Below are 24,945 nucleotides of genomic sequence, written 5' to 3'. Positions count from 1 at the left end.
TCAGGCCTCTTCTCGCGCGATCTCGTCCTGCAGGAACGCCGCCTGCTCCTTCAACTGCGGCGTCTGCACCGCATACAGGTGCTGGAACAACTCGGCCGGATCCGGCGACACGTCCTGCATCAACCCATCCCGGAGATCGGCCGCGATCTTGTCGGCCGCCGCCGTCGCCTCCGCGCGGTGCGCTTCCTCCAGCAGGCCTTGTTCGGTCAGGTATGCGTCCAGCCGCTTGATCGGATCACGCTCGAGCCAAGGAGTGACCTCCTCGTCGTCGCGGTACCGGCTCGCATCATCGGCGTTGGTGTGCGCCTGCACGCGGTACGTGTGCGCCTCGACGAGCTGCGGACCTTCCCCCGCCCGGGCCTTGTCGACCGCCTGCCCCAGTACTGCGAGCAGCCCGGCCAGGTCGTTGCCGTCGGCCCGTTCCCCCGGTACGCCGTACCCGATGCCCTTGTGCGCGAGGGACGGCGCGACGGTCTGCCGCGCGAGCGGTACGGAGATCGCGTACTCGTTGTTCTGGATGAAGAAGACCACCGGCGCCTTGAAGACGGCGGCGAAGTTCAGGGCCTCGTGGAAGTCACCCTCGCTGGTCGCGCCGTCTCCGCAGAGCGCCATCACGACGGTGTCCTCGCCCTTGAGCCGGGCGGCGTGCGCGACTCCGACGGCGTGCACCAACTGCGTCGCCAGCGGCGTCGACTGCGGTGCCACGTTGCGCTCGTGCGGGTCGTACCCGGAGTGCCAGTCGCCGCGCAGCAGCGTGAGCGTCTCGATCGGGTCGACGCCACGGCTGATGATGGAGACGGTGTCGCGGTAGGTCGGGAACAGCCAGTCCTGCTCGCGCAGCACCATCGTGGCCGCGACCTGGCACGCCTCCTGGCCGTGCGACGACGGGTAGACGGCGAGCCGTCCCTGCCGGACGAGCGCGCCGGCCTGGTCGTTGATCCTGCGGCCCACCACCAACTGTGCGTAACCGTCGACGAGGGCGTCCGCGGCCGGCATCCCGTACTGCGGGTTGTCGTGCCGGGCGCCGTGTTCGTCGATCAGCTGAACTGGTTCGGCGGAGGGGAGCAAACGCTCCTCGACGGTGGTCATGGACCCTCCTGCACAGGAGACGGACGGATGCTTCATCGTCATACTTCTGGCCATTCGGATCCATAGCTGGAAGAATCACGAGATGTTTGGTCTCGGTCAGCAACCCTCAGGAGCAGAATGTCCGACCAGGTGATCACCGCGGCGGCGGAAGCTGGACAGATGGTCGTCGCCCCGGCGCTCGACGAGATCGATCGGCAGATCGTGGCGGCCCTGAGCCAGGACGGGCGGCTCTCGATCCGGGCCCTGGCGGACCAGGTGCACATCTCCCGCGCGAACGCCTATGCCCGGGTCGAACGCCTCACCGGCACCGGCGTGATCACCGGCTTCACGGCCACCGTGGACCCGCTCAAACTAGGCCTGGCGACCTCGGCTTACGTCACCCTCAGTCTCCGCCAGAGCTCTTGGCGAACCTTGCGGGAACAGTTGCAGGCGATCCCCGAGGTGAAGCACATGGCGCTGGTCGGCGGCGACTTCGACGCCATCCTCCTGGTCCGAGCCGCCGACAACGAGGGCCTCCGTCGAGTAGTCCTGGAAAAGCTCCAGGCGATCCCCGAAGTCCTGGCCACCCGCACAGCCCTCATCTTCGAAGACCTCGGCACCCTTTGAGGTTGGGAGGCCTGAGCCCCGCGGCCCGGAGTACAGGCTGGTGCGACGTGGCGGAGTACAGGTCGGTACTACGCGCCGCGGCGGCGTTGGCGGTCGGTGTAGGAGCGGAGGGCTCGGAGGAAGTCGACCTCGCGGAAGGCGGGCCAGTAGGCCTCGCAGAAGTAGAGCTCGGAGTAGGCGCTCTGCCAGAGCAGGAAGTTCGACATGCGCTGCTCGCCGCTGGTGCGGATGATCAGGTCCGGGTCCGGCTGGCCGACGGTGAACAGGTGCTTGGTGATGTCCTCGGCGCTCAAGGTGCCGGCCAGGCCGGTCAGGTCGTTGCCGGCCTCCGCCTCGGACTCCAGCAATGAGCGGACGGCCTCAACCACCTCCTGCCGACCGCCGTACCCGACCGCGAGCGTGATGTGGTTGCCGGTGGCGCAGTCCTTCGTGGCCTCGACGGCACCCTTCAGCGCGTACGCCGTACTGTCCGGCAGCAGGTCGAGCAGTCCCGCGATGTGCACCTGCCACCGCCCGCCGGGTTCCGCGAGCCGGTTGGCGAGGATGTCCTCCGTGACCTGCATGAGGTGAGCGACCTCGGCGTCACCGCGCTTGACCAGGTTCTCGGTCGAGCAGAGAAAGATCGTCACGTGCGGGATGCCGGCCGTCTCGCACCACCCGAGCAAATCTCCGATGTGCTCGGCCCCGTAGCGATGCCCGACACTCGGATTCGCATGCCCCTGCCCTCGAGCCCACCGCCGATTCCCATCAATCACCACACCGATGTGCCCAGGCAACGCACGTCCGCGCAACTGAGCCCGGAGGCGACGGACATACAAGGCATACAACGGTCCAAGAGCAGGCATGCCAGGCACCTACCCACCCACCCGCACCCGTGAACCCCACAAGCCCGGCCAACCAACCACCGAAGAGGCGGTCGGCCGAGGGCAACTACCGCTGCCGCGTAGCCGACCCCGGGGCGGCGCGACTCTTCAAAACCGGCACCTTGTGCACCGCGTGAGCAGATCCTGGGCGGCCGAACGCTCAAATGGTGCACAAGGTGGGGCTTCGGACACCCACTCGAGACCTCGGACACGAAATGACCTGCGCCAGGTCCCCACAAGGTGTCCCAGGTCTGGACGCCGCACACCACCGAGTGGGGACGGACTCGGCGCCGGCCTTAGCGACCGGCCCATGGATGCTGGTCGGCACGCACGGCATCCATCCGGGCGGCACGTTGGCGCCGGAACCAGATGAACAACGCGATGCAAGGAATCAGCAGGCCGCCGACGCCGAGCACGAGGAAATCCCAGAAGGTGCCGACGTGGTCGACCAGCCAGCCGAAGTTCTGCCCGAAGAACCCGGTGACGAAGGTGAGCGGCAGGAACACCGTGGCGAGGATGGTGAGCTGCTCGATCGTCGCGTTCTGCCGCACGCTGACCTTCGTCTGCTCGACCGAGATCACGGCCATGTTCGCCTCGAGCACAGTGGCGAGCAGATCGCGTTGCGCGGCGACCTCCTCGTTCACCAGTACCAGGTGATCGTGCACGTCGCGGAAGTACGGCAGCAGGCCGGTGTTGCGCGCACCGCGCTCCAGAGTCGCCAGTACTGCGAGGAGCGGGTGCACCGCGCGGTAGAAGTCGGTCACCTCGCGGCGGAGGAAGTAGATCCGCTCGGTCGGCGCGACGGATCCCGCGAAGACCGTGGCCTCGACCTGCTCGATATCGCGTTCGAGCTCGGCGACGACCGGGCCGTACCCGTCCACGACCTGGTCCAGGATCGCCCAGAGCACGGAGTTCGTGCCGTTCTCCAGCAGCTCGGGGCGTTGCTCGAGCCGGGTGCGCGCGCCGTGCAGCTCACTCGCCACCCCCTGGCGGACGGTGATCACGAACGCCTTCCCGACGAACACGCTCACCTCTCCGAAGTCCACCTCCTCCCGCTCCTCGTCGTACCGGGCGGTCCGCAGGATCACCAGCCGGATGTCGCCCTCGTACGGCTCGACCTTGGGCCGCAGATGGAAGGTGCGGGCGTCCTCGACGGCGAGTTCGTGCAGGCCGAAGCTCGTGCTCGCCTGGTCGAGCTCCTCCATGGTCGGGTCGAAGAGCCCGAGCCAGACGAACCCGCCCTGCCTGCACCGCTCGGCGGCTTCCTCAACCGACATCGCCCCGACATGCTGACGACGGCCGCCGAGGTAGTAAGCGCAGTCGACGATCATGGTCCGCTCCTCACTGTCTCCCAGCCGGTACTGCGGCCGTGGTACCCCGATCCTGACTCTCGCGACGGCCGGGAAATAGGCTTGGCGGCGCAAAGCCTCGATGAACTTCCCCGGCCCGTGCTCGTCAGAGGAGATCCGTGATGGCTCGTCCCACCGTGCTGATGCCAGGCCCGATGAACCGGTCGGTGCTCGCCGGTACCGCGGAGCACTTCGAGGTGATCCGGCTCTGGGAGGCGGACGACCCGGACGCCGTACTGGCCGAGCGGGGCAAGGACATCGTTGCCGTCGCCAACTCGGGTGCGACTGTCGACGGCGCCTTCCTGGACAAGCTGCCGTCGCTGCAGATCGTGGCGAGCTTCGGCGTGGGGTACGACAAGATCGACGCTACGGCCGCGGCGGAACGCGGGGTGGTGGTGACGAACACGCCGGGCGTGCTGGACGACGAGGTCGCCGACACCGCGCTCGGGCTGCTCCTGATGACGGCTCGGGAGCTCCCGCAGGCCGAGCGGTACCTGCGCGCAGGGAAGTGGAACGAGCGGGCGTATCCGTTGGCGCCGGCAACGTTGAAGGGCCGGACGATGGGAATCCTCGGGCTCGGCCGGATCGGCGAGGCGATCGCGCACCGGGCCGAGGCGTTCGGGATCTCCATCGCCTACCACAACCGCCGGCAGAAGGATGTTGCCTACCGCTACTATCCGTCGCTGGTGGAGATGGCGCGTGACGTCGACATCCTGACGATCGTGATCCCGGGCGGCGACGGGACCCGGCACCTGGTGAACGCCGAGGTGCTCGAGGCCCTCGGTCCCGACGGAATCCTGATCAACGTGTCCCGCGGGACCGTGGTCGACGAGGCCGCGCTGGTCGACGCGCTGCGCTCCCGGACGATCCTGAGCGCCGGGCTGGACGTCTTCGAGCACGAACCGGCCGTGCACCCCGGTCTGCTGGAGCTCGACAACGCCGTACTGCTCCCCCACGTGGGGTCCGCCACAGTCCCGACCCGCGACGCGATGGGCCGCCTGGTGGTGGAGAACCTGGTCAGCTGGTTCGCCACCGGCGTACCGGTGACTGCTGTCCAGGAGTCGAGGGATCTGGTAGGGAGAGGGCGTGGCTGATCAAGAGGACGTCCGAAAGATCGCACTCGAACTGCCGGAGGTCCGGGAGGCCGAGGACCGTTTCGCGTTCTCCGTCGAGAGGCGAGGGTTCGCCTGGGGCTGGCTGGAGCGGCCCGACCCGAAGAAGAAGCGCGTCACGAACCCCGACGTACTGGTCGTCCGGGTAGCCGACGAAGGCGAGAAACAGTCCCTCCTGGCCGCCGACCCGGCCAAGTTCTTCACCGAACCCCACTACGCCAACTACCCCGCAATCCTCGTCCGCCTCCCCGCCATCACCCCCGCCGAACTCCGAGAACTCCTCACCGACGCCTGGCGCCTCCAAGCCCCCAAATCCGTAATAACAACCTTCGACGAGGCCTGATCGCCCGCCTGATGACCACCGACACCTGCGCGACCTGCGGGCGGGCGACCGACGCCCACGACCGCCACGTGCGCTTCACCCTCCCCGATCCCATCCTCGACCTGCCCTACGCCTCGACGGCATCCTCGCGAACCGCCTCGAGCCCTGGGACCTCTTCGCCGTACCGGTCATCGCCACAGTGAAGAACCAAGACGAAACCCCGTACTGCACCGAATCTTCCTATCCTCTCCTGGCCCGCGTCCTGACAGAGGAATGGCCCCACGAGACCGTCCTCAACTAGCAGGCTGGGTGGGGAGGTCCCAGATTCGGTTGGTTTGCCAGGCATATTCCCAGGCTTGGATGTCGGGGGGCTCGATGCCGAAGCCGGTGAGGATGGCGCAGACCTGCTCGCGGTGGTGGTTCGCGTGGTTGAGGGCCTGGGCGATGAAGATGCCGGCCCGGGTGCCGCGGGTCTCGTCGTCCACGATGATGATCCGCTCGACCTCGATCGGCTTGGAGAGGGTGTCCTCCCAGAGCAGTCTTGCCTCCTCGGCCCACTGCTCGAGCGTGTCGAAGTCGGCTTCCGTCTCGCTGCCGTCGGCCCACGGCAGGAGGTCGCTGTCGGCCAGCCGGCGCAGGTAACTCCCGTCGCACGTGATGATGTGGTGCAACGTCGCGAGGATCCCGCCGAAGGTGCCGACACCCGTGACTTCCAACTGTTCCGCCGTGAAGGGCTGGTCCCGGCAGAACGCGAGCAGATGCTTCGTCGCCCAGTTGTTGTGCCGGATTGCGTCGAGCAGCACCTCGTTCACGATCTCTCCCGTCGGTCGCCGGTTTCCTCCGACGGTAGGTCGTCACGCCGCACCAGATGTACCCATTTATCCACGGAGAGTGCCGAGGATCTCCTCCCAATGATCGTGCAGCGAGCCGAGATGGCCCGCGCCTTCACGAACCACGAGCGTCGCTCCGGGAATGCTCGCGGCGAACCACTCGCCGTTCCGGACGGACGCGTTCGCGTCGAGCTCGCCGTACCAGAAGGTGGTCGGGCAGCTGACCTTCGACGGGTCGAAATCCCAGGCCCTGAAGGTGATCGCGGCGTCGCGGAGGTACCCGTTCAGGTTGATCAGGGCCTCCCGGACCGAGCCCGCGAGCTCACTGGGGGTCAGCTGCGCGAGGACCTCGGCGTCGAGAGGCGACACCCGCTCGGTGAACCGCCGGACCAGCGCCTCGTCGTCGGGATCACCCGGCGCGAGGCTCTCGACGTACGCCTCGAACTCCGGCCGGGCCAGCTCGATCGTGTCCTCGACCGACCTGCGTGCGAAGTCCGCGAAGTACTCCTGCTCGTCCGCTGACAGGTCGTCCCGGTGGATCGGCGGATCCAGCTCGGTCAGGATCGCCGGGCTCGCGACGACGCCGACCGCCGTCACCCGCCCGGGGTGCCGGACCGCGCACGCCAGCGCATACGGACCACCGATCGACATGCCGAGTACGGCGTACCGCTCGATGCCGAGCAGGTCCGCCACCGCGGCGACGTCGTCCGCCACCGACCCGTGGGTGGAAGCGGCCTCGTCCGACCACCCGTAGCCGGGCCGGTTGACCGAGATCAGGCGCACGCCAGTACGCCGCGCCGCCTCGTCCCCGGCGAACGCCGCATGGCGCGTGTCCGGGCAGCCGTGCAGGAAGAACACGACCGGCCCGCTCTCCGAACCACCCTGCCAGTACTGCGCCTGCCGGCCGTCCGGCAGCCGCAGCAGGTCAGCGGACACTCAGCCCTGCGATTGGCTGACGTTCACCATCCAGCCGATGCCGAACTTGTCGACGCACATGCCGAACTCGTCGCCCCACATCTGCTTCTCCAACGGCATCGTCACGGTGCCGCCCTCGGCCAGGCGCTCGAAGTACCCGCGAAGCGCGTCACCGTCGTCGCCGCTGAGGCTGATGGTTCCATTGGTGCTCCGCTCCATCCCCTCGGGCGTGTCCGACCCCATCAGCACATACCCCGCGGGGCTCTCGAGTTGCCCGTGCATGATCTTGTCGGCGTCCGGCGAATCCGCCGCGCCGAACTCCCCGAACGTGTTGATCGCCAGCTCACCGCCGAACACGTCACGGTAGAACTCCAGCGCCTGCCGCGCGGTGCCGTCGAAGCTGATGTACGGATTGAGTCGCGAAGCCATCACAAACCCCCTGGTCCGAAGACCGCTCGTTGCCCGGATACTGCCTAGGCTTCGCACCCTAGACCCACCTTCCGACAGTCCACGAGCCCTCGAAGAGCACGGTTCTCAGGCGGTCCCGGCACGAATCCGTCGCGTGATCGGGCAGTCGCGGAGGGGGCGCGGAGCCGGCCGCCTGACCTGCGCTCACCACTAGGGTCGGCGGTCATGATCCTGCGGCACATCACCATCGATTCCGGCGATCCCTACGCGCTCGCCACCTTCTGGAGCGAGGTCACCGGCTGGCCCGTCTCGGCGGTCGACGAGCCCGGCGACACCGAAGTACTGGTCGAGTCCCCGAGCCCGGTGCCAGGCCTGCTCTTCATCGCCGTCCCCGAGGCCAAGACCCTCAAGAACCGCGTCCACATCGACTGGCAGCCCACCGACCGCACCCGCGACGAGGAGGTCGCCCGCCTCCTCGCCCTCGGCGCCACCATCCACGAAGACCACCGCCAGCCCAACGGCCGCGGCTGGGTCACCCTGCTCGATCCCGAGAACAACGAGTTCTGCATAGAACGCAGCCAGCAGGAACTCGACGGCTGACCCCCGGTACTACGGTCCGCGGGCGTGGTTGGGTGGGCGCATGAGAGCTGCGGCTGTTGTCGAGACCGTCGGCAGGATCGTGGAGGCTCGCTGGCCGACCACCGAGGCGGAGCGCGTCGGGTTGTTCGCTGAGGTCGGCTTCCTGGACGTGTCTGGTGGCGACAGGCACTTCACCGCGCTCGGCGGCAAGGGGCAGTGGAGCACGTACGACGACCAGTTCCTCGGCTTCAGCCTGTTCCTGTTCGAAGGCGAGGCACGTCCCCGGTACGACGAGTTGCGGCGGCTCCTGATCGAGAGGTTCGGGGCACCTCTCGAGGAGTGGGGCCCCGCTGAACTGCCGGCGATCGCCTGGAACGTCCGGGATCTGGTGATGTCGATGTACTGCCATTCCGACCAGGCCAACTGCGTCCAACTGGCCCTGGAGCACGCCGAGCGCTCGGCCGCCAGCGAGCGCCGCGCGGGTGCTGGGCGTTAGTTGACTCGTTGGACCAGTTCGATGGGGTTGTCGTCGGGGTCGGCGACCCAGGCGACTCGGAGGCTGCCCAGCCAGTCGTGCGGGGTGGAGAGGGGCTTGGCGCCGGCGGCGACCAGGCGGGTGTGGGCGGCGTCGGTGTCGTCGGTCCAGAGGACGATCTCCATGCCGCGGCCGGGCTGGGTGAGATCGAGCGGAAGACCTTGGTCCGCGACCGCCGAGTCGACCGACGCGATGCCGATCTTGAAGCCGTCCAGGACGAGTTCCACGTGGATCGGCTCGCCCTCGGCCGGCGTACGGAACGTCTCCTCGAAGCCGAGGCTCCGATAGAACCCGACCGAGCGGACCACGTCCGCGGAGTAGATGTTGACCTGCGGTGCGGAGAACATCCACTGACCTTAGTACGGCGTCTCCGCCGTACGGCCTCTTCTCCCGCACCGTTCGCTGCGTCATGCTGGGGAGCATGTGGACGCCCTGGGGACGCAAGCGCAGCAGCCGGCCACCGGCCGTGCCGGCCTCCACCAAGTCCCCGGACAGCGCTCAGGCTGACGTCTCGTCAACCCACCGGCAAGCTCCGCCCGCCGAGGTCGCCAACCTCCGTGCCCGCCTCACCAGCGAAGGCTTCAGCTACCGGCACTGACCCCTGGTACTGCGATCCGCCGGGCCCCCGTAGGACATGACCTGGGTCACCCCTAGAGTCCCGGGGGAGGTGCTGAACCAATTCCCATTGCGTTTCGGCAACTTTCTGCCCGATCTGGTCATCGGGTGTAACAGAAGGCGTCTCTAGCACGGTGAAGCAGCGGCTTGCACCGTGAAACTAGCTGGGGGTTGTGATGGGTGGGAAATTCTCACGATGGGTCGGACTGGTCGCCGGATTCGGCGTACTGGCCGGCCTCGGGGGCGGGCTGGTAGCCCCCGGAGTCGGTTCTACGGCGGTGGCCGCGGGACCGACCAAACCGCCGATCGCGGTGCTGCCCGACCTTCCGGAACCGGAGTTCGCGCAGTTCGAGGAAGGCAAGAGCAACGTGGTGCCGCCGACCGCGGTAGCGGCGAAGGACATCACCACGGCGGCGCCGCGCCGGGCCGCCGACGGCAAGCTGGTCGCGGGGTCGTACACCTGCCCGGGCTTCAGCGGCATCGACACCCCGAACCCGGTGGCGAACCTGCTCAACGACACCTACACCTGGGGCCCGTACGCGCCGTACAAGGTGGGTAACGGCAGCGGCAACATCAACTGGCGGCTCAACCCGTACAAGAACCCCAGCTGGTACATGTGGCTGCACTCGCTGCGCTGGCTCGGCCAGGGCATCGTCGCCGCCAGCACGGGCGACACGACCGCGATGGACCGGGTGACCACGATCGTGCGCGACTGGGTCACGGACAACCCGTACTCGTGGAAGGCCGACGTCGGCGCGTACGAGGCCACGATGCACCGGACCAACGTTCTGATCTGCGTCCGTCAGGCAGTCATCTCCGGCTTGGGCGTGACCACGCTGCCGGCGGCGTACTCGTGGCTCGACACCGCGCTCACCCAGCACGCCACGTTCCTGATCAACAACTGGAGCGGCGCCTGGAACCACGGAACGGACGAGAGCATCGCTCTGTTCGGTATCGGGTGCACGCTGAACCGCGCCGACTACAAGACCACGGCGCAGACCCGCCTGGCGCAGGGCATCACCACCTCGATCGACTCCCAGGGTTCCACCAACGAGCAGTCGACGGCGTACGCGCAGTTCAACTACTCCCTCTGGGGCCGGGCGGTCACCGTGCTGCAGCAGTGCGGCGCCGACCCCGGTACGACGATCAACACCCGGCGCGCGTTGATGGCGAACTGGCTCGCGCTGGCCACCAACTCGCTCGGCAAGTACGCCCAGATCGGCGACTCCGAGGTCGTTGCCACCAATCCCTATGCCGGTACGCCGATGGAGTACGCCGGTACGAAGGGTGCGTCGGGTACGCCGTCAGCCGACCGGGTGAAGGTGTACAACGCGGGATACGTGTTCGGCCGGACCGGCTGGGGCCAGACGCGGCCGTTCACGCAGGAGTCGGCGTACAGCATCCGCTTCGGACCGGGGCGTGCCGTGCATGGGCACAGCGACCACATGGGGATCACCTACACCGCCAAGGGCCGCGACATCCTGATCAACGGTGGTCACGCCGGCTACCAGAACGACGTCTGGCGCACCTGGGCGAAGGGCCAGTTCTCCGCCAACTCGATGACGACACCGCTGTCCGCCGAGACCCTCCCGGTCACCAAGCTGAACCGCCAGGTGGTCAAGGCCAACGCGGAGTTCTTCGAGTTCACCGACGTCCCCGGCTCCGGGATCAGCCGTACCCGCGGCTACCTCGTGCTGAAGGATCCCGACCTGATCGTGTCCCTGGACCGGGCGACCTCGAAGACGGCGCAACAGTTCCAGACGTTGTGGCACATGCCGTCGGACCAGAAGGCCACGGTTTACTCGCGGACGACCGCGATCGCGGCGAAGGCAGGTGACACCAGCCGGACGATCCTGTTCCAGGTCCCGTTCCGGCAGGCGCTGCCGGCGGGCGCCATCCTGATCAAGCAGGCGCAGACCAACCCGATCCAGGGCTGGCACTACCCGAACATCTTCACCCGCAACTCGGCGCCGACGCTGATGTTCGCCCGCTCGGGCTACTCGTCCTCGATCCTGTCGTTCATCGCCCCGGTCAAGGCGACCGGCTCGGTCACCTACAAGGGACGCTGGTCCGGTACGACGTACGTCATCGACCTCGTCGTCGCCGGCGTGAAGACCTCAGTCGGTATCACCTCAGGCGGCGCACTCTTCCGCGCTGCGTAAACAGTTATGAGTAGTGGGGCCGGCGTCTGGAATCCAGGCGCCGGCCCCGTCGTTCGAGTGGCATCCTGACCCCGTGGAGCGAGTGGTGGTCGCAGGCTGGCTCGGTGCCCTTTGACTGCGGTTGCTCCCTTGCCGTGCGAGGCTTCCGAGCGATGAAGAGCTTCAGCGTGGTTCATCTCCGGGACCGGCCGGTGCTGACCGAGGTGGTCGTGGTGATCGACGTCATCCGCGCTTTCACCACCGCGGCAGCCGCCTTCGCTGCAGGGGCCGAGCGGATTGTCTGTGTCGAGAAGCTCGACGAGGCTTTCGCTCTGCGGGATCAGCGCCCTGGCGCTGTCCTGATGGGCGAGGAGTACGGCCAGCGTCCGGAGGGTTTCGACCTGGGCAACTCCCCGATCGAGGTCGCAGCGGCCGACCTCACCGGGGCTCACGTGATCCAGCGGACCTCGAACGGGACCCGAGGCCTCGCCGCCGCCCAGCAAGCCACCGCGCTCCTCGCCGCCGCGGTAACGAACATCACCGCCACCGCCCGCTGGATCGCCGAGCACCATCCGCACTCCCCCGTGACCGCTCTGTGCACCGGAGACACCTCAGAAGACGAGGCCTGCGCAGTACACCTCGGTGCGCTGCTGCGCGGAAGCAGCCCGGATCCCGCGGACCTTGCAAGCGCAGTACGGGCTGCAGGCGCGGAGCACACGGCTGTCTGGCGGCATCCGACGCATTCGAAGCACGACGGCTTCGTCGCCGACCTCGAGGCATGCAGCATGGTCGACCAGTACAACTTCGCCATGGTCGGCCGCCTCCTGGACTCCACCGTCGAACTGCGCCCGGTACGGCGCTACGCTCCTCGACGGGAGGCTGCCCGTCAGTGAACTGACCGACCGGCTACTGCTGGCGGTCGGCGAGATCAGTAGGGTTCCGAGCGTGACCGTCACAGTCGAGGTACTCAGCGAGATCACCGACGAGGTGACCGCGGCCTTCGCCCGCCTCCTCCCGCAGCTCTCCAGCTCCGCCCCAGCGCTCGACGAGGAAGCGCTGCGCCGCCTGGTGTCCCACGAAGCCAACACCATCCTGATCGCCCGCACCCCGGACGCGATCGTCGGCACCCTCACCCTGGTGATGTTCCCCATCCCCACCGGCCTACGAGCCCGCATCGAAGATGTGGTGGTCGACGATTCGACCCGAGGCCAAGGCATCGGCGCCGCCCTGACCAACGAAGCCATCCGCCTGGCCCAGTCCGCCGGCGCCCGTACGGTCGACCTCACCTCCCGTCCCGACCGAACCTCCGCCAACCACCTCTACCAACGACTGGGCTTCCAACCCCGCAACTCCCAGGTCTACCGCTTCACCCCAGACCACTAGGTACGCCGTACCGCGTCAGCGCTCGACTGCTGGTCCTGGGGATGTGGCACGATCGTTAGCGTGACCAGCAAAGCCGACGGGGTGCAGCGCTTGAGTGATCTTGCGCGGCTGCGGCGCGTCCGCGACCGGATCGACCGGGAGTACACGCAGCCGCTCGACGTCGAGGCGCTCGCCCGTGGCGCGCACATGTCGGCCGGGCACCTGAGCCGCGAGTTCCGGGCCGCCTACGGTGAGTCGCCGTACGGCTACCTGATGACGCGGCGCATCGAACGCGCGATGAACTTGCTGCGTCGGGGCGACATGAGCGTCACCGAGGTCTGCTTCGCGGTCGGCTGCTCGTCGCTGGGCACCTTCAGCACCCGCTTCACGGAACTGGTCGGTGTCCCACCCAGCGTCTACCGGCGCGAGGCGGGGCTCGCGACCGCGGGGATGCCGTCCTGCGTCGCGAAACAGGTGACCAGACCGATCAGGAATCGAGAAGCGCCGGTCACCGAGTCGCATTAGCGTGACTGTCATGAACATCACCATTCACGCGAGCTACCTCCCGCACAACGACCCGGACGCCGCGATCGCCTTCTACCGCGACGCCCTCGGCTTCGAGGTCCGCAACGACGTCGGCTACCAGGGGATGCGCTGGATCACCGTCGGCCCGCCCGACCAGCCCGGCACGTCCATCGTCCTGCACCCGCCGGCCGCCGACCCCGGCATCACCGACGAGGAGCGCCGCACCATCACCGAGATGATGGCCAAGGGCACCTACGGCGGCATCAACCTGGCCACCGCCGACCTCGACGCCACCTTCGAGCGGCTGCAGGCCGGCGACGCCGAGGTCGTCCAGGAGCCGACCGACCAGCCGTACGGTGTCCGCGACTGCGCCTTCCGCGACCCCGCGGGCAACATGGTCCGCATCCAGCAACTCCGCTGAGCGACCGCGGCTCCCGCAGTACCGCTGAGCGACCGACGCCACGTAGTACGGGCCGAGCGACCGCGGCCACGTAGTACCGGAGGCTGGTTAGATCGAGCCAGGCGACCCTGACGGAGACCGCGAGGGCGGCCCGACTGACAGATGGAGACACCATGAGCACGGCCAAGAAGACGGACAAGCAGCCGCCTGCGGCGCACGTCGGCGACAGCCACGACCTGATCCGCGTCACCGGCGCGCGCGTGAACAACCTCAAGGACGTGAGCATCGAGATCCCGAAGCGCCGGCTGACGGCGTTCACCGGCGTCTCCGGCTCGGGCAAGAGCTCGCTGGTCTTCGGCACCATCGCCGCGGAGTCGCAACGGCTGATCAACGAGACCTACAGCACCTTCGTGCAGGGTTTCATGCCGACGCTGGCGCGGCCGGAGGTCGACGTACTGGAGGGGCTGACCACGGCGATCATCGTCGACCAGGAGCGGATGGGCGCCAACGTCCGCTCCACCGTCGGCACCGCCACCGACGCCAACGCGATGCTGCGCATCCTCTTCAGCCGGCTCGGGAAGCCCCACATCGGCTCGCCCAACGCGTACTCGTTCAACGTCCCGTCGGTGAAGGCCAGCGGTGCGATCACGGTCGAGCGCGGCGGCAAGACGAGGGCCGAGAAGGCGACCTTCAACCGGCTCGGCGGCATGTGCCCGCGCTGCGAGGGCATGGGCGCGGTCACCGACTTCGACCTGACCGCCCTGTACGACGACAGCCTGTCGCTCAACGAGGGCGCGCTGACGATCCCGGGGTACAGCATGGAGGGCTGGTACGGCCGGATCTTCCGCGGCTGCGGGTACTTCGACCCGGACAAGCCGATCCGCAAGTTCACCAAGAAGGAAATGCACGACCTGCTCTACCGCGAGCCGACCAAGATCAAGGTCGAGGGGATCAACCTGACGTACGCCGGTCTGATCCCGCAGATCCAGAAGTCGTTCCTGTCCAAGGACGTCGAGGCGATGCAGCCGCACATCCGCGCCTTCGTGGAGCGGGCGGTGACGTTCACGGCCTGCCCCGAGTGCGACGGCACCCGGCTCAGCAAGGAAGCCCTGTCGTCGAAGATCAAGGGCAAGAACATCGCCGACGTCTGCTCGATGCAGATCAGCGACCTGGCCGACTGGGTCAAGGGCCTCGACGAGCCGTCGGTGACCCCGCTGCTCACCGGGCTGCAACACCTTCTCGACTCGTTCGCGGAGATCGGGTTGGGCTACCTCTCGCTCGACCGGCCGTCGGGCACTCTGTCCGGGGGCGAGTCGCAGCGCACCAGGATGATCCGCCACCTCGGCTCCTCGCTCACCGACGTCACCTACGTCTTCGACGAGCCCACCATCGGCCTGCACCCCCACGACATCCAGCGGATGAACGGCCTCCTGCTGCAACTGCGGGACAAGGGCAACACCGTGCTCGTGGTGGAGCACAAGCCGGAGACGATCGCGATCGCCGACCACGTCGTCGACCTCGGCCCCGGCGCCGGTACTGCGGGCGGCACCATCTGCTACGAGGGCACTCTCGAGGGCCTGCGGGCCTCCGACACCATCACCGGCCGCCATCTCGACGACCGGGCCAAACTCAAGGAGACGGTGCGGACAGCAACCGACAAGCTGGAGATCCGCGGCGCCGACACCAACAACCTGCAGGACGTCGACGTCGACATCCCGCTCGGGGTGCTCTGCGTGATCACCGGCGTGGCGGGCTCCGGCAAGAGCTCGCTGGTGCGCGGGTCGATGCCCACCGACGCGGGGGTCGTGTCGATCGACCAGGGCGCCATCAAGGGCTCCCGCCGGAGCAACCCCGCGACGTACACCGGGCTGCTCGAACCGATCCGCAAGGCGTTCGCGAAGGCCAACGGGGTGAAGCCGGCCTTGTTCAGCGCCAATTCCGAGGGCGCCTGTCCTGCCTGCAACGGCGCCGGCGTCATCTACACCGACCTGGGCATCATGGCTACCGTCGAATCCACCTGTGAGGAGTGTGAGGGCAAGAGGTTCCAGGCGTCGGTGCTGGAGTACGAGTTCGGCGGCCGCAACATCGCCGAAGTACTCGCGATGCCGGTGACCGAGGCCGAGGAGTTCTTCGGTGCGGGCGAGGCGGCCACGCCGGCCGCCCACAAGATCCTCGACCGGCTCGCCGACGTCGGGCTCGGCTACCTCAGCCTCGGCCAGCCCCTCACCACCCTGTCCGGCGGCGAGCGCCAGCGCCTCAAGCTGGCCACCCGCATAGGCGAGAAGGGCGGCATCTACATCCTCGACGAGCCGACCAGCGGCCTCCACCTCGCCGACGTAGAGCAACTGCTGGCCTTGCTCGACCGCCTCGTCGACTCCGGCAAGTCCGTCATCGTCATCGAGCACCACCAAGCGGTCATGGCCCATGCCGACTGGATCATCGACCTAGGCCCCGGCGCCGGCCACGACGGCGGCCGCATCGTCTACGAAGGCACCCCCGCCGACCTCATTTCCACCCCCACCACCCTCACCGGCAAACACCTCGCGGAATACGTCGCCCCCTGACCAGCCCCACGGGCGCCCCTGCGGCGCCCGTGGGACCCGCTTGCCACAGAGGGACCCGGGCACCTCGTCAGTGCTGCACCTGCTCGACGCACGCCTGGCGCACAATCCCAGCCAGCTCGTCATCCGTCCGACTCCATGGCTCGCCCACCTCATCGTCGATTCCCCACAGCTCACCAAGAGGCTGTTCGAAGACCTCGGAACAGGCGGGTGCATGAAGTACGTCAAGGTGGAATTCACAAGGGACGGCACCTACTCGGACCCGAGGATCTACCTCCGACAACTGCCCACGCTGGCCACTTCACTGCCCGCCGGGGCAAGGGCCTTCGCGACTGATCCGGAGCACTACAACTACTACGGACAACGGTGCGTCAAGGATCTCAAGCCACAGCACCTGACGGCTGGTGAGGACAACGGCACCAGCTGGCTCCCAGAGCGAGACCCCAGGGCGGGCGAGGATACCCAACCCCTTTCGGGTTGAGGATCACTGCCGATGTCGGCACGAACATCACGTCGGCAGCATTGGATTCAGCCGGGGCGTCGACCTCGTCAGCCGTCGTGGAGGCCGTCGCTGAGTAGCGGCCAGGCCTTGTGGAGTTCTCGCTGCCAGTAGACCCACTTGTGGGTGCCGGGCGAATACAGGTCAATCTGGGCGTCGATGTGGAGTTCACGCACGCGCCTGACGAACACTTCGTTCTCGGCGCGGAGTGCGCTCTCCGTCTGGTCGAACGTCGCGTCAGCCGAGTCGAGGGGGCCTGGTTGGCCCGATCCCGCGGAGATGTACAGCCGGGTGCCTGCGAGCTTCTCCGCGAGGTCATAGGGGTTGTGCGCCCGCCAGACGTCCACGTCGGCGTCTGGGTCTCCCCACAGTCCGTGCGGATCCTCGCCTTGTGACTGCAGCAGCCCGAGGTACGCCTGCGACTCCCCCGCGGCAAGGCGGGTGTTGACGATGCCACTGAAGGAGGCGGCCACGGTGAACATTCCCGGGTGGCGGGCGGCGTAACCCAGCGACCCGAGCCCGCCCATCGAGACCCCGGCGACAACGCGCCGGTCATTGGCCCGATAACGCTCTTCGAGCAGACTCGGAAGCTCCTGCAGGTGGAAGGTCTCCCAGTGCGGTCCAGATATCCAGTCGGAGTAGAACCCTGCCTTTCCGCCATCCGGCATCACGACTAGAGCATCCAGCTCCCTCGAGAGCCGCTCGATGTCAGTGGACCTGGTCCAGCTGACGTAACTGTCACAGCATCCGTGAAGCAGATACAGCACCGGCCATCGTTCATCCGGGGCGCTGGTGAATCGGCTGGGCAGGAGCAACCGCACGTGGACGTCCGTGCCGACCGCCGGCGACCGCACTGTTAGATCCCAGGCGCGGCCGTCCACCTGGTGGGTACTTACGAGCTGCGCGCCGCCTGTTGCCGGCGGTCGCGCGCTCGGCGGCGACTGCGACGCGGAGGCGGTTGACGTGGGCCCAGCGACAGAGACCGACCCGGAGGGTGCCGTCCCACCGCACGCGACGGCGTACAACCCCATCAGGACGACCAGCCCAATGACCAGCCCTTGGCGGTACCGAACCGTGGACGACGGCCGCCTCTTGGTCTGGAGCCGCGGCGTGCTGGCCATGCCAGTCCCCATGACTACGACGCTCGCACGCCTGCCAACCGTAGACAAGTGTCAACACCAGCACGTCGCACTGCATGTTCACGACTGGTGTCCAAGACGGGCAAGCGGCGACGGTCACCGGCGCCAAATGCTTCATGTGCGGGCGTCGTGCCGCATGATTCGCACCATGGATCCGTCCTTGCCGAAGGTTCGCTTGGAGCTCTGGAGGCTCACGCCGTCGTCTGTTCGACTGGCTGATGTCGGTCGACCTCAACGCGGTACCGATCACCCATCCGGCAGAGAAACAGGAACTCGCGGACCTGCTCACACGCCTAGAACATGAGACCGACATCCCAGGAGTCACGCAGGAACAACTCGACACCGCGCGCGAAGAGGTCGCCCGCGACATGGGCTGGTGAACTGCTCGCGCTCCCTGGTGGCAGGCCCGGTCGGGAAGCATGGATGTGCGGGAGCACGACGGTCAGCTATATGAGGTGCCCGACGATGACCCCGGCGAGGCGACGATCAGTTGGCAGAGCTCAGTTCGCTCCATGCCGTTGAGATTGCTACACCTGTTCCTGACCTCCCTCGACGAAGGGGAGACGCCAACAACCTCACCACAGCCTCGCTAGCTGCAAGCTCGCACGGCAACTCGTTGCCCTAAGCACCAACCAAGGGCCTTCCCGACCGGCCGGACGGCACCCGTCGGTTCCGTACGGCGACGTTCGACCAACGGCGGCAAGTCGAAGTCCCTGTGACGCGGGAAACGGCGGCGGATGACGCGATCATGCTGGTTGACGGCGCGTTCCTGTACCGCCCCGAGCTGCATGACGTCTGGGACTTCCGCATCTTCGTAGACATCGACTTCGACCTGGTTCTGGAGCGTGGTTCGCGTCGTAACCAAGCGTGGATGGAATCTCTGGCGGCGGCCGAGCACCGCTACTGGACCCGCTATATTCCCGGCGAGAAGATCTACGTGGAGGCTGTGCGGGTTGAAAGGTCGCCAGCTTTGGACTCCCGCCTTATTGGACGGAGGGTCGGGTGTGAGCCTGACGCCTGTGGCTGCGCTGATGACCGCGCGGTCTCCTTGCGGCACGGCCAAGGTGACGAGCGCAGTTGTCCGATGCTGAACATCCGGGCAGAAAGCGCCAGCCGGCACCGGACCGTGGTTCCCTCCGATGACAACCAGGTCCTCGAATTCGAGGACGTGAGCCCGAGGGTCGGGCTCACAGGCCCCGTGGTTGAGGACGATGGTGAGCTCAAGCAGACAGCGTGACCGGGGACCGCAGGCCGAGCCACTGCTCGGCGTCCCAGGCCTGGAACCGCTCTACCTCGGTGAACCCCAGCTTCGCCGCGAGGCGCATCGAGCCGACGTTGGCGGTCTGGGTGGTGAGCACCACCGGCTCGCCGGGAAGGACGCCGTCGAACCAGTCGAGTGCCGCCGCGCACGCCTCGGCGGCGTACCCGAATCCCCACGCCCGCGGCAGGAACAGGTAACCGAGATCGGCCTTCCCCGCGGCAGCCGGGCTACGGTGCCCGGTTGCTCTCCTGAGCAGGATCTGGCCGATCATCGCCCCGTCGAGATCAACGACGAAACTCCCGGCCCACCGCTCGGGCGCCCCGGGCATCTCGCGCTCAAGCTCGTCACGCGGCCGGGGGCCACCGAGGTAGGTGTGCACCTCTGGCGACGCCAGCAGCTCGATGAACGCCGAACGGTCCCGGGCCTCGGACTCACGGAGTACGAGCCTCTCGGTCCGGATCGGCTCAGGCGGCCAGGCGACGGGTCCGAGCTCAGTCATGTCGGCCAGCTAATCAGCAGACTCGGCAGCGATCAAACTCGCCGACCGATCAACCCACCGGCCCACCCCTCACGCAGTTCCTCGATCAGGATCGGATCGAATTCCACCTGCAGGTGACAGGCGCCGTCGTCACCATCGGGAGTCAAGCGAACGAAGAAGGCGAAACCGTCCTCGACGGGCTCTGCCTTCAACACCAGGGGATTGTTGCGGCCGGAGGGCTCCGACACCACACCCCCAGCGACGGACAGACGTCTCGGGATGTCCAACCGCCGCAGCATCCAACCCGGCGAACCTATGCGGTTACAGCACTAGCGCCGATCAGTCGACGCAACCAGAGCAGCGCTACGGCCCGGCCGAGGAGTAGCCGACACCTGGCACCACAAGCGACCGCCACCGTGACGGTCCGGAGACAGGATCGAAACGGATCGGCAAGCCACCAAAGGGAAGAGCCATGCCGAGAACGTGCCAGCGCGCAGGAGCGCCGGTGTGTGCAGGTAGATTTTGCCTGGTTCAGCAGCGATGAGGTGTCCCAGGTCTATACCTCGGACCGCTCCATCACCTTCGAATCGGGAGGCATCTTGAGACTTCTGCTCACGTCCGCGGGCGTCAAGAACGCCAGCATCCACCGCGCGTTGGTCGAGCTCCTGGGCAAGCCGATCGCCGACTCGAGCGCTCTGTGCATCCCCACCGCGCAGTATGGGCACCCCATGGTCGGCCCCGGTGTCGGGGCCTGGCAGTTCATCAGTGGGAATTCCGAAAATCCGATGGTCGACCTGGGCTGGAAGTCCGTCGGCGTACTGGAGCTCACCGCGCTGCCTAGCATCGATGAAGAGCGCTGGGTGCCCATGGTCCGGGAAACAGACGTCCTGCTGGTGGCGGGCGGCGATGCCCTCTACCTGTGCCACTGGATGCGGCAGTCCGGACTGGCAGACCTGCTCCCGTCCCTGAGCGAGACGGTCTGGGTGGGACTGAGCGCCGGGAGCATGGTGATGACCCCCAGGATCGGGGAGGACTTCGTCCAGTGGAGACCGCCGGCAGGTGACGACAGCACGTTGGGCATCGTCGACTTCTCGATCTGTCCACACCTGGCTCAGGAGGGCATGCCGGGCAACTCCATGGCCGAGGCGGAACAATGGGCGGCCGGCATCTCGGGTCCGGCGTACGCGATGGACGACGAGACGGCCATCAGGGTAGTCGATGGCACCGTCGAGGTCGTGTCCGAAGGGCACTGGAAGCACTTTCCTCCGCGCTAAGGGGCAGGACTTCGAACTCACGTTGGCTGGCGATCTCGTCCTCTGGCGGGCAGGTACCCAGGCGAGGCTTGTACTCAGATCACTTATTCGGTCCGTCCTGACCAGGCAACCGTCCGCGTATTGGTGCATCTTCCTTGTCTCGCAGCGCTGCTCATCGATTTCCTCAAACAGCATGACCGGCTCGTCTGCGAAGTCGTGTAGCCGACGGCACGCAAAGTAGGTCGACACCCAGGCAGGCTGTCGACCGCGGGTCCTGCAACGTACGGACATGCCGCGTGGTGCGAGGCAGGCGGCTTCCTGCTTGTCCGATGGCCGTGCGGCAAGCGAGGTCGGTGCTGGTCGACCGCGTCCTTTTGCCTCCGAAGGACGAGTTCGACCGAGCGGCAAGGGAGTCTCTGCGGCCCTCGGGCCAGTCATTGTCGGCGGCAATCGGCACCGCGATCGAAGCGAAGGCCGGACTGGCGTTCGTTCGCTCGCATCCGGATTCGCGACATTTGCCGACGCTGAGCGCGATGGACTGCGACACCCATCCGACATTGACAAGCAGGGGATAAAGGTATTACGTCGCTGATAGCGGGTGGGTGAATTGCCGATCGAGCCTTGCCGTCGGTAGCGAGATCGAGGGGTGGACCATGAAACTCGTGCGTGCATTGGCGTTGTCTGTCGTCCCGCTATGTCTTGTCGTTTACCCCGCGTCGGCCTCCGCGCCTGAGCCGACTCTTGAGGGTCGCGCCGTGCTACCTGTGGCGACGTACGCGCCCGGACCTCCCGCTGGTTCGTTCTTTGCGGGGCAGACGATCAACGGGATTTCGTTCCCGACGCCGTCGCAGCCGGTCGAGGGTTTCTCGGCAGTGTTGAGTGGACGTACGCCGGGTGAGTTCCTCGCGATGCCCGACAACGGCTTCGGCTCGAAGGCTAATTCCGGCGACTTCCTCATCCGCGCGTACTACATCGAACCAGACTTCAAGACGGCAAAGGGCGGTACCGGCGCGGTCACCGTGAAGGATTTCATCCAGTTCCGGGATCCGAACGGTCTCATCGGCTTCCCCATCGTCAACGCGGCCACGACTCAACGGCTCCTGACCGGCGGGGACATCGATCCCGAGTCGATGCAAAGGGCGAAGAACGGCGATTTGTGGGTGGGTGACGAGTTCGGCCCGTGGGTCCTGCACTTCGGCGCGACCGGCGTGCTGCTCGAGCCGCCATTCCCCGTGCCTGGCGGCCTTGTCCAGCCGACGGTGCCGGGAAGTCTCATGTCGCCTAACAACCCCTTCCTGATCCCGCCGGCCACCGCGACCCAGCCGAACAGCCGAGGCTTCGAGGCCATGTCGTCGACGCCCGACGGGAAGCATCTGTACCCGATCCTCGAGGGGTCGACCGCGGCCGACCCCGACACTCGCCGGCGCTTCCTGTTCGAGTTCAGCATCGATGACGGCGAGTTCACAGGCCGCGTCTGGCAATATCACACCGAGCAGCCGGGCTACCTCGTTGCGGACATGTGGGCGCTCGACCAGCATCGGATGGTGGTCATCGAGCGTGACGGCGGGCGAGGCCTCACGGCGACGTTCCGCAACACCTATGTGGTCGACCTTCGTGACGCCAGCCCCGACGGGTTCCTCGAGAAGCACAAGGCCGTCGACCTGACGGCGATCCCCGATCCGGACCTGATCTCCCTACCGCCCATCCACGCCGGCGACGTTCGCCTCGGCGATCCCTTTGGCGTCGCCTGCGAGTCCATCGAGGCGATCCACGTCATCGACGGAGAGCGGCTCCTCCTCGGGTGCGACAACAACTTCCCGAACACCGGCCGCAATCCCTCGCTCGCCGACGACAACGAGTTCATCGTCGTCAATGTGCCGGGCCTGAAATCGCTGAACTGAGGACGGTCGGGCAGGCAGCACCCTGCAGGCGGGGGACCGGCGGGCTGCACGGCTCCCGTTAGAGCTCGGCGCGCAGGATCGACGCCGCGCCGGCCATGGCACGCATCTTTCCCTCCGCACTCGCGCGAGGGAGATACTTCATCCCGCAGTCGGTGGCGATGGTGATCCGGTCCGGTGGGATGTAGGAGAAGGCTCGGCGTACCCGATCGGCGACCAGCTCGGCGGACTCGACCTCGCGGTCGGACAGATCGATGACGCCCAGGATGATGGTCTTCTCACTGAGGTCCTTCAGGACGCCGAGATCGAGACCCGACTGGGCGGTCTCGATCGAGATCTGGTCGGCCGAGCAGCCGGCCAGCTCGGGTAGGAACGAGTACCCCTCGGGCCGTTCGTGAATGATCGCGGCGTACCCGAAGCAGACGTGGACGGCGGTGGTGCCGGTGACGCCGTCGAGCGCGGCATTGAGCGCGGCGAGGCCGTACTCGCGGGCCGCCTCGGGCCGTGCCTGCATGTACGGCTCGTCGATCTGGACCAGGTCGGCGCCGGCGGCATGCAGGTCCCTTATCTCGGCGTTGACCGCGGCAGCGTACGCCAGGGCCGCCGACGCGAGGTCAGGGTAGTGGTCGTTCTGTGCCTGCTGCGACATCGTGAACGGGCCGGGCACGGTCATCTTGACCGTCTGATCGGTGTTCGCCTTCAGGAACTTCAGGTCGCGGACGGCGACGGGGTGCGGCCGCACGATCGGGCCGGCGATCCGCGGCACCGGGTTGGGATGCCCGCTGCGATCGAGGGCCGTCCCAGGGTTGTCGATGTCGATGCCATCGAGGGCGGTGGCGAAGTGGTTGCTGTACGACTCGCGCCGCATCTCCCCGTCGGTGATGATGTCGAGTCCCGCCTCCTCCTGGGCGCGGATCGCCAGCAACGTGGCGTCGTCCTGCGCCTGCTCGAGGTACTCCGCCTTGACCCGCCACAGCTCTTTCGCCCGCACCCTCGGCGGGAAGCGGCCAGCGAGCTTGGCCCGGTCGATCAGCCAGTCCGGCTGGGCGTAGCTGCCCACCAGCGAGGTCGGCAGGATCGGCAGCGGGGTCGATGTCGCAGTCACTCTCGTGACTCTAGACCTGCCGCTGCCGGTTGAGGAGGCCGTCCGCTTCCCTCGCGGGTGCTTTGGGCAATTCACTCATCTGCCGCATTCCGCGCGCTCATGCCGATTACAACGCTCGGGGTTGCGGGGCCCACGCAACAGGTTCTAAGCCAGCGACGTGCGCCTGGAACCAGCTACAGCGACTGAATAGCTCGCCATGGGAGCGGGCAGCCGGAGCGGACATCGAACGGGATCCCCTCCCGTGCTGCGGTTGTTTGCTCGGCCCGGAACGACTCAGCTCGTTTCTTGGTCGCGTGAGTCTTCGCAGACATCTTGCCGGCCCCTTCTAAGGAAGCTCTAAAGCTGGCTGAAACCACACCTGAGGCCGCGCTGCTTGTGTTGTCGCCACGGCGCCGGTTCTCGTCCGGCGCGCTCAGTGGACGAAAGGAATCACGATGATGAAACGCACACGGCTGGTCGCGGCCACGGTAACGCTCGCCGCGCTCGCCACGACCGGTACTGCGTCGGCGGCGACGTCCGGTTCGGATCCGAAACCCGGCGCCGCGAAATCCGGTGCCGCAGTCAAGGTGGAGGGAAAGTCCAAGCCGGCCGCGGATGCCGACTTCGCCGCGATCGCGGCGAAGCTCGGGGTGACGACCGACCGGCTCACCGCCGCGCTGGTCGCGGCCAAGAGGTCGCTGGCCACCTCGACCAGAGTTACGCCGGAGGCATTCGTCGCGGCGGTCGCGGCCAACCTGGGGCTGCCGGCCTCGCGGGTCAAGGACGCCGTGGAACCGATGCTTCTCAGGCCTGGGCGCCCTCGTGCCGGCGATGGCAAGCAGGTCGGCAAGGACAGGAAGGGGGCGGACGACCCGCGGAACTCGCCGTTCACGACCAACGCCGCAGCGGCACGTTTGGCCGCGGCACTCGGCGTCAGTCGGGCGAAGGCCAAGGCCGCCCTGGTCGCTGTGGTATCGGCTCCCGGCGGAATCGTTCCGACGTCGAAGGCATTCCGTGATATCGCCCACTCGCTCGGGGTCAGCGCCGATCGGTTCAAGACCGCGTTGGGGGATCTGAAGCAGTCACTGGCCAACGGCTGACAGCGGCCTAGTCTCACATCA

Annotated in this window: 29 protein-coding genes and 1 pseudogene; 18 read left to right on the top strand and 12 right to left on the bottom strand. The window is 67.2% G+C overall.

Going from position 1 to position 24,945, the window contains the following annotated elements:
* Positions 1 to 1,089 (bottom strand): pyruvate dehydrogenase (acetyl-transferring) E1 component subunit alpha, encoded by a 1,089-nt coding sequence (gene pdhA, locus EV648_RS01355; RefSeq protein ID WP_132284204.1) that lies wholly within the window; start codon positions 1,087 to 1,089, stop codon positions 1 to 3.
* A gap of 117 nt (positions 1,090 to 1,206) precedes the next feature.
* Between pdhA and EV648_RS01350 the strand changes: the two genes are divergently transcribed.
* Positions 1,207 to 1,695 carry an Lrp/AsnC family transcriptional regulator gene (locus EV648_RS01350; protein WP_132189498.1) on the top strand — a complete coding sequence of 163 codons (489 nt, stop codon included), beginning with the start codon at positions 1,207 to 1,209 and terminating at the stop codon, positions 1,693 to 1,695.
* Positions 1,696 to 1,763: 68 nt separating this feature from the next.
* Here the strand turns inward: EV648_RS01350 and uppS are convergent, their stop codons facing one another.
* Together uppS and EV648_RS01340 are read right to left on the bottom strand one after the other, a co-directional pair.
* Positions 1,764 to 2,540, bottom strand: a complete 777-nt coding sequence (gene uppS / locus EV648_RS01345) for a polyprenyl diphosphate synthase (RefSeq protein ID WP_132284202.1) — start codon at positions 2,538 to 2,540, stop codon at positions 1,764 to 1,766.
* 314 nt (positions 2,541 to 2,854) lie between these two features.
* On the bottom strand, positions 2,855 to 3,889 hold the full coding sequence (locus EV648_RS01340; RefSeq protein WP_132284200.1) for a magnesium and cobalt transport protein CorA: 1,035 nt from the start codon (positions 3,887 to 3,889) through the stop codon (positions 2,855 to 2,857).
* A gap of 140 nt (positions 3,890 to 4,029) precedes the next feature.
* On the opposite strand from EV648_RS01340, the gene EV648_RS01335 reads away from it, so the two are divergent.
* On the top strand, positions 4,030 to 5,001 hold the full coding sequence (locus tag EV648_RS01335; protein WP_132284198.1) for a 2-hydroxyacid dehydrogenase: 972 nt from the start codon (positions 4,030 to 4,032) through the stop codon (positions 4,999 to 5,001).
* Entirely contained in the window at positions 4,994 to 5,362 is a 369-nt protein-coding gene (locus EV648_RS01330) for an MmcQ/YjbR family DNA-binding protein (protein WP_132284196.1), read from the top strand. The genes EV648_RS01335 and EV648_RS01330 overlap by 8 nt, the downstream gene beginning before the upstream one ends.
* A gap of 272 nt (positions 5,363 to 5,634) precedes the next feature.
* Here the strand turns inward: EV648_RS01330 and EV648_RS01325 are convergent, their stop codons facing one another.
* From EV648_RS01325 to EV648_RS01315, 3 genes are all read right to left on the bottom strand, one after another.
* Positions 5,635 to 6,153, bottom strand: a complete 519-nt coding sequence (locus EV648_RS01325; protein ID WP_158293873.1) for a DinB family protein — start codon at positions 6,151 to 6,153, stop codon at positions 5,635 to 5,637.
* A 66-nt stretch (positions 6,154 to 6,219) separates the two neighbouring features.
* Entirely contained in the window at positions 6,220 to 7,107 is an 888-nt protein-coding gene (locus EV648_RS01320; RefSeq protein WP_132284192.1) for an alpha/beta fold hydrolase, read from the bottom strand.
* Positions 7,108 to 7,515 carry a VOC family protein gene (locus tag EV648_RS01315; protein ID WP_132284190.1) on the bottom strand — a complete coding sequence of 136 codons (408 nt, stop codon included), beginning with the start codon at positions 7,513 to 7,515 and terminating at the stop codon, positions 7,108 to 7,110.
* A gap of 204 nt (positions 7,516 to 7,719) precedes the next feature.
* Between EV648_RS01315 and EV648_RS01310 the strand changes: the two genes are divergently transcribed.
* Entirely contained in the window at positions 7,720 to 8,094 is a 375-nt protein-coding gene (locus EV648_RS01310) for a VOC family protein (RefSeq protein WP_132284188.1), read from the top strand.
* 40 nt (positions 8,095 to 8,134) lie between these two features.
* Positions 8,135 to 8,569 (top strand): hypothetical protein, encoded by a 435-nt coding sequence (locus tag EV648_RS01305; RefSeq protein ID WP_132284186.1) that lies wholly within the window; start codon positions 8,135 to 8,137, stop codon positions 8,567 to 8,569.
* On the opposite strand, the gene EV648_RS01300 is transcribed toward EV648_RS01305, so the two are convergent.
* Entirely contained in the window at positions 8,566 to 8,955 is a 390-nt protein-coding gene (locus EV648_RS01300) for a VOC family protein (RefSeq protein WP_132284184.1), read from the bottom strand. The genes EV648_RS01305 and EV648_RS01300 overlap by 4 nt on opposite strands.
* 74 nt (positions 8,956 to 9,029) lie before the next feature.
* Here EV648_RS01300 and EV648_RS42380 point away from each other — a divergent pair, with 74 nt between their 5' ends.
* The 8 genes from EV648_RS42380 (at position 9,030) to EV648_RS01265 (ending at position 16,693) form a co-directional block, all read left to right on the top strand.
* Positions 9,030 to 9,206, top strand: coding sequence for a hypothetical protein (locus tag EV648_RS42380; RefSeq protein WP_158293872.1), 177 nt, complete (start codon positions 9,030 to 9,032; stop codon positions 9,204 to 9,206).
* Between the two features lie 193 nt (positions 9,207 to 9,399).
* Positions 9,400 to 11,385 carry a heparinase II/III family protein gene (locus tag EV648_RS01295; protein ID WP_132284182.1) on the top strand — a complete coding sequence of 662 codons (1,986 nt, stop codon included), beginning with the start codon at positions 9,400 to 9,402 and terminating at the stop codon, positions 11,383 to 11,385.
* 152 nt (positions 11,386 to 11,537) lie between these two features.
* Complete coding sequence (locus EV648_RS01290; RefSeq protein WP_132284180.1) at positions 11,538 to 12,257, top strand: 2-phosphosulfolactate phosphatase; 720 nt, start codon at positions 11,538 to 11,540, stop codon at positions 12,255 to 12,257.
* A 52-nt stretch (positions 12,258 to 12,309) separates the two neighbouring features.
* Complete coding sequence (locus EV648_RS01285; RefSeq protein ID WP_132284178.1) at positions 12,310 to 12,747, top strand: GNAT family N-acetyltransferase; 438 nt, start codon at positions 12,310 to 12,312, stop codon at positions 12,745 to 12,747.
* A gap of 60 nt (positions 12,748 to 12,807) precedes the next feature.
* Positions 12,808 to 13,251 carry a helix-turn-helix transcriptional regulator gene (locus EV648_RS01280; protein ID WP_132284176.1) on the top strand — a complete coding sequence of 148 codons (444 nt, stop codon included), beginning with the start codon at positions 12,808 to 12,810 and terminating at the stop codon, positions 13,249 to 13,251.
* A gap of 10 nt (positions 13,252 to 13,261) precedes the next feature.
* Positions 13,262 to 13,672, top strand: a complete 411-nt coding sequence (locus EV648_RS01275; protein WP_132284174.1) for a VOC family protein — start codon at positions 13,262 to 13,264, stop codon at positions 13,670 to 13,672.
* 152 nt (positions 13,673 to 13,824) lie between these two features.
* Entirely contained in the window at positions 13,825 to 16,215 is a 2,391-nt protein-coding gene (locus EV648_RS01270; RefSeq protein ID WP_132284172.1) for an excinuclease ABC subunit UvrA, read from the top strand.
* Positions 16,216 to 16,285: 70 nt separating this feature from the next.
* Positions 16,286 to 16,693, top strand: a complete 408-nt coding sequence (locus tag EV648_RS01265) for a hypothetical protein (RefSeq protein WP_132284170.1) — start codon at positions 16,286 to 16,288, stop codon at positions 16,691 to 16,693.
* 68 nt (positions 16,694 to 16,761) lie between these two features.
* Here the strand turns inward: EV648_RS01265 and EV648_RS01260 are convergent, their stop codons facing one another.
* Positions 16,762 to 17,742, bottom strand: coding sequence for an alpha/beta hydrolase family protein (locus EV648_RS01260; protein ID WP_241994857.1), 981 nt, complete (start codon positions 17,740 to 17,742; stop codon positions 16,762 to 16,764).
* Between the two features lie 326 nt (positions 17,743 to 18,068).
* On the opposite strand from EV648_RS01260, the gene EV648_RS01255 reads away from it, so the two are divergent.
* Together EV648_RS01255 and EV648_RS01250 are read left to right on the top strand one after the other, a co-directional pair.
* Positions 18,069 to 18,230: a hypothetical protein gene (locus EV648_RS01255; protein ID WP_199234384.1), complete on the top strand. Its 162-nt coding sequence runs from the start codon at positions 18,069 to 18,071 to the stop codon at positions 18,228 to 18,230.
* 335 nt (positions 18,231 to 18,565) lie between these two features.
* Positions 18,566 to 19,087: a hypothetical protein gene (locus tag EV648_RS01250; RefSeq protein WP_132284166.1), complete on the top strand. Its 522-nt coding sequence runs from the start codon at positions 18,566 to 18,568 to the stop codon at positions 19,085 to 19,087.
* On the opposite strand, the gene EV648_RS01245 is transcribed toward EV648_RS01250, so the two are convergent.
* The gene (locus tag EV648_RS01245; RefSeq protein WP_132284164.1) at positions 19,071 to 19,610 is read right to left on the bottom strand and encodes a GNAT family N-acetyltransferase; all 540 of its coding nucleotides are present in this window, start codon (positions 19,608 to 19,610) and stop codon (positions 19,071 to 19,073) included. The genes EV648_RS01250 and EV648_RS01245 overlap by 17 nt on opposite strands.
* A 32-nt stretch (positions 19,611 to 19,642) precedes the next feature.
* Positions 19,643 to 19,804 (bottom strand): hypothetical protein, encoded by a 162-nt coding sequence (locus tag EV648_RS42375; RefSeq protein ID WP_158293870.1) that lies wholly within the window; start codon positions 19,802 to 19,804, stop codon positions 19,643 to 19,645.
* 384 nt (positions 19,805 to 20,188) lie between these two features.
* Here EV648_RS42375 and EV648_RS01240 point away from each other — a divergent pair, with 384 nt between their 5' ends.
* Entirely contained in the window at positions 20,189 to 20,863 is a 675-nt protein-coding gene (locus tag EV648_RS01240) for a Type 1 glutamine amidotransferase-like domain-containing protein (protein ID WP_132284162.1), read from the top strand.
* A gap of 105 nt (positions 20,864 to 20,968) precedes the next feature.
* On the opposite strand, the pseudogene EV648_RS45015 reads toward EV648_RS01240, so the two are convergent.
* A pseudogene (locus tag EV648_RS45015) lies at positions 20,969 to 21,133 on the bottom strand (hypothetical protein); the annotation flags it as partial.
* A 362-nt stretch (positions 21,134 to 21,495) separates the two neighbouring features.
* Here EV648_RS45015 and EV648_RS01235 point away from each other — a divergent pair.
* Positions 21,496 to 22,743, top strand: coding sequence for an esterase-like activity of phytase family protein (locus EV648_RS01235; RefSeq protein WP_132284160.1), 1,248 nt, complete (start codon positions 21,496 to 21,498; stop codon positions 22,741 to 22,743).
* 58 nt (positions 22,744 to 22,801) lie between these two features.
* On the opposite strand, the gene EV648_RS01230 is transcribed toward EV648_RS01235, so the two are convergent.
* Complete coding sequence (locus tag EV648_RS01230) at positions 22,802 to 23,845, bottom strand: hypothetical protein (protein WP_199234383.1); 1,044 nt, start codon at positions 23,843 to 23,845, stop codon at positions 22,802 to 22,804.
* Between the two features lie 434 nt (positions 23,846 to 24,279).
* Between EV648_RS01230 and EV648_RS01225 the strand changes: the two genes are divergently transcribed.
* Positions 24,280 to 24,924 (top strand): hypothetical protein, encoded by a 645-nt coding sequence (locus tag EV648_RS01225; protein WP_132284158.1) that lies wholly within the window; start codon positions 24,280 to 24,282, stop codon positions 24,922 to 24,924.
* Positions 24,925 to 24,945: the final 21 nt, after the last annotated feature.

The sequence above is a fragment of the Kribbella sp. VKM Ac-2568 genome, assembly GCF_004345365.1.
Lineage (GTDB): Bacteria > Actinomycetota > Actinomycetes > Propionibacteriales > Kribbellaceae > Kribbella > Kribbella orskensis.
Note: the sequence above shows the minus strand (reverse complement) of the source record. Positions and strands in the feature narration are given on the sequence as shown.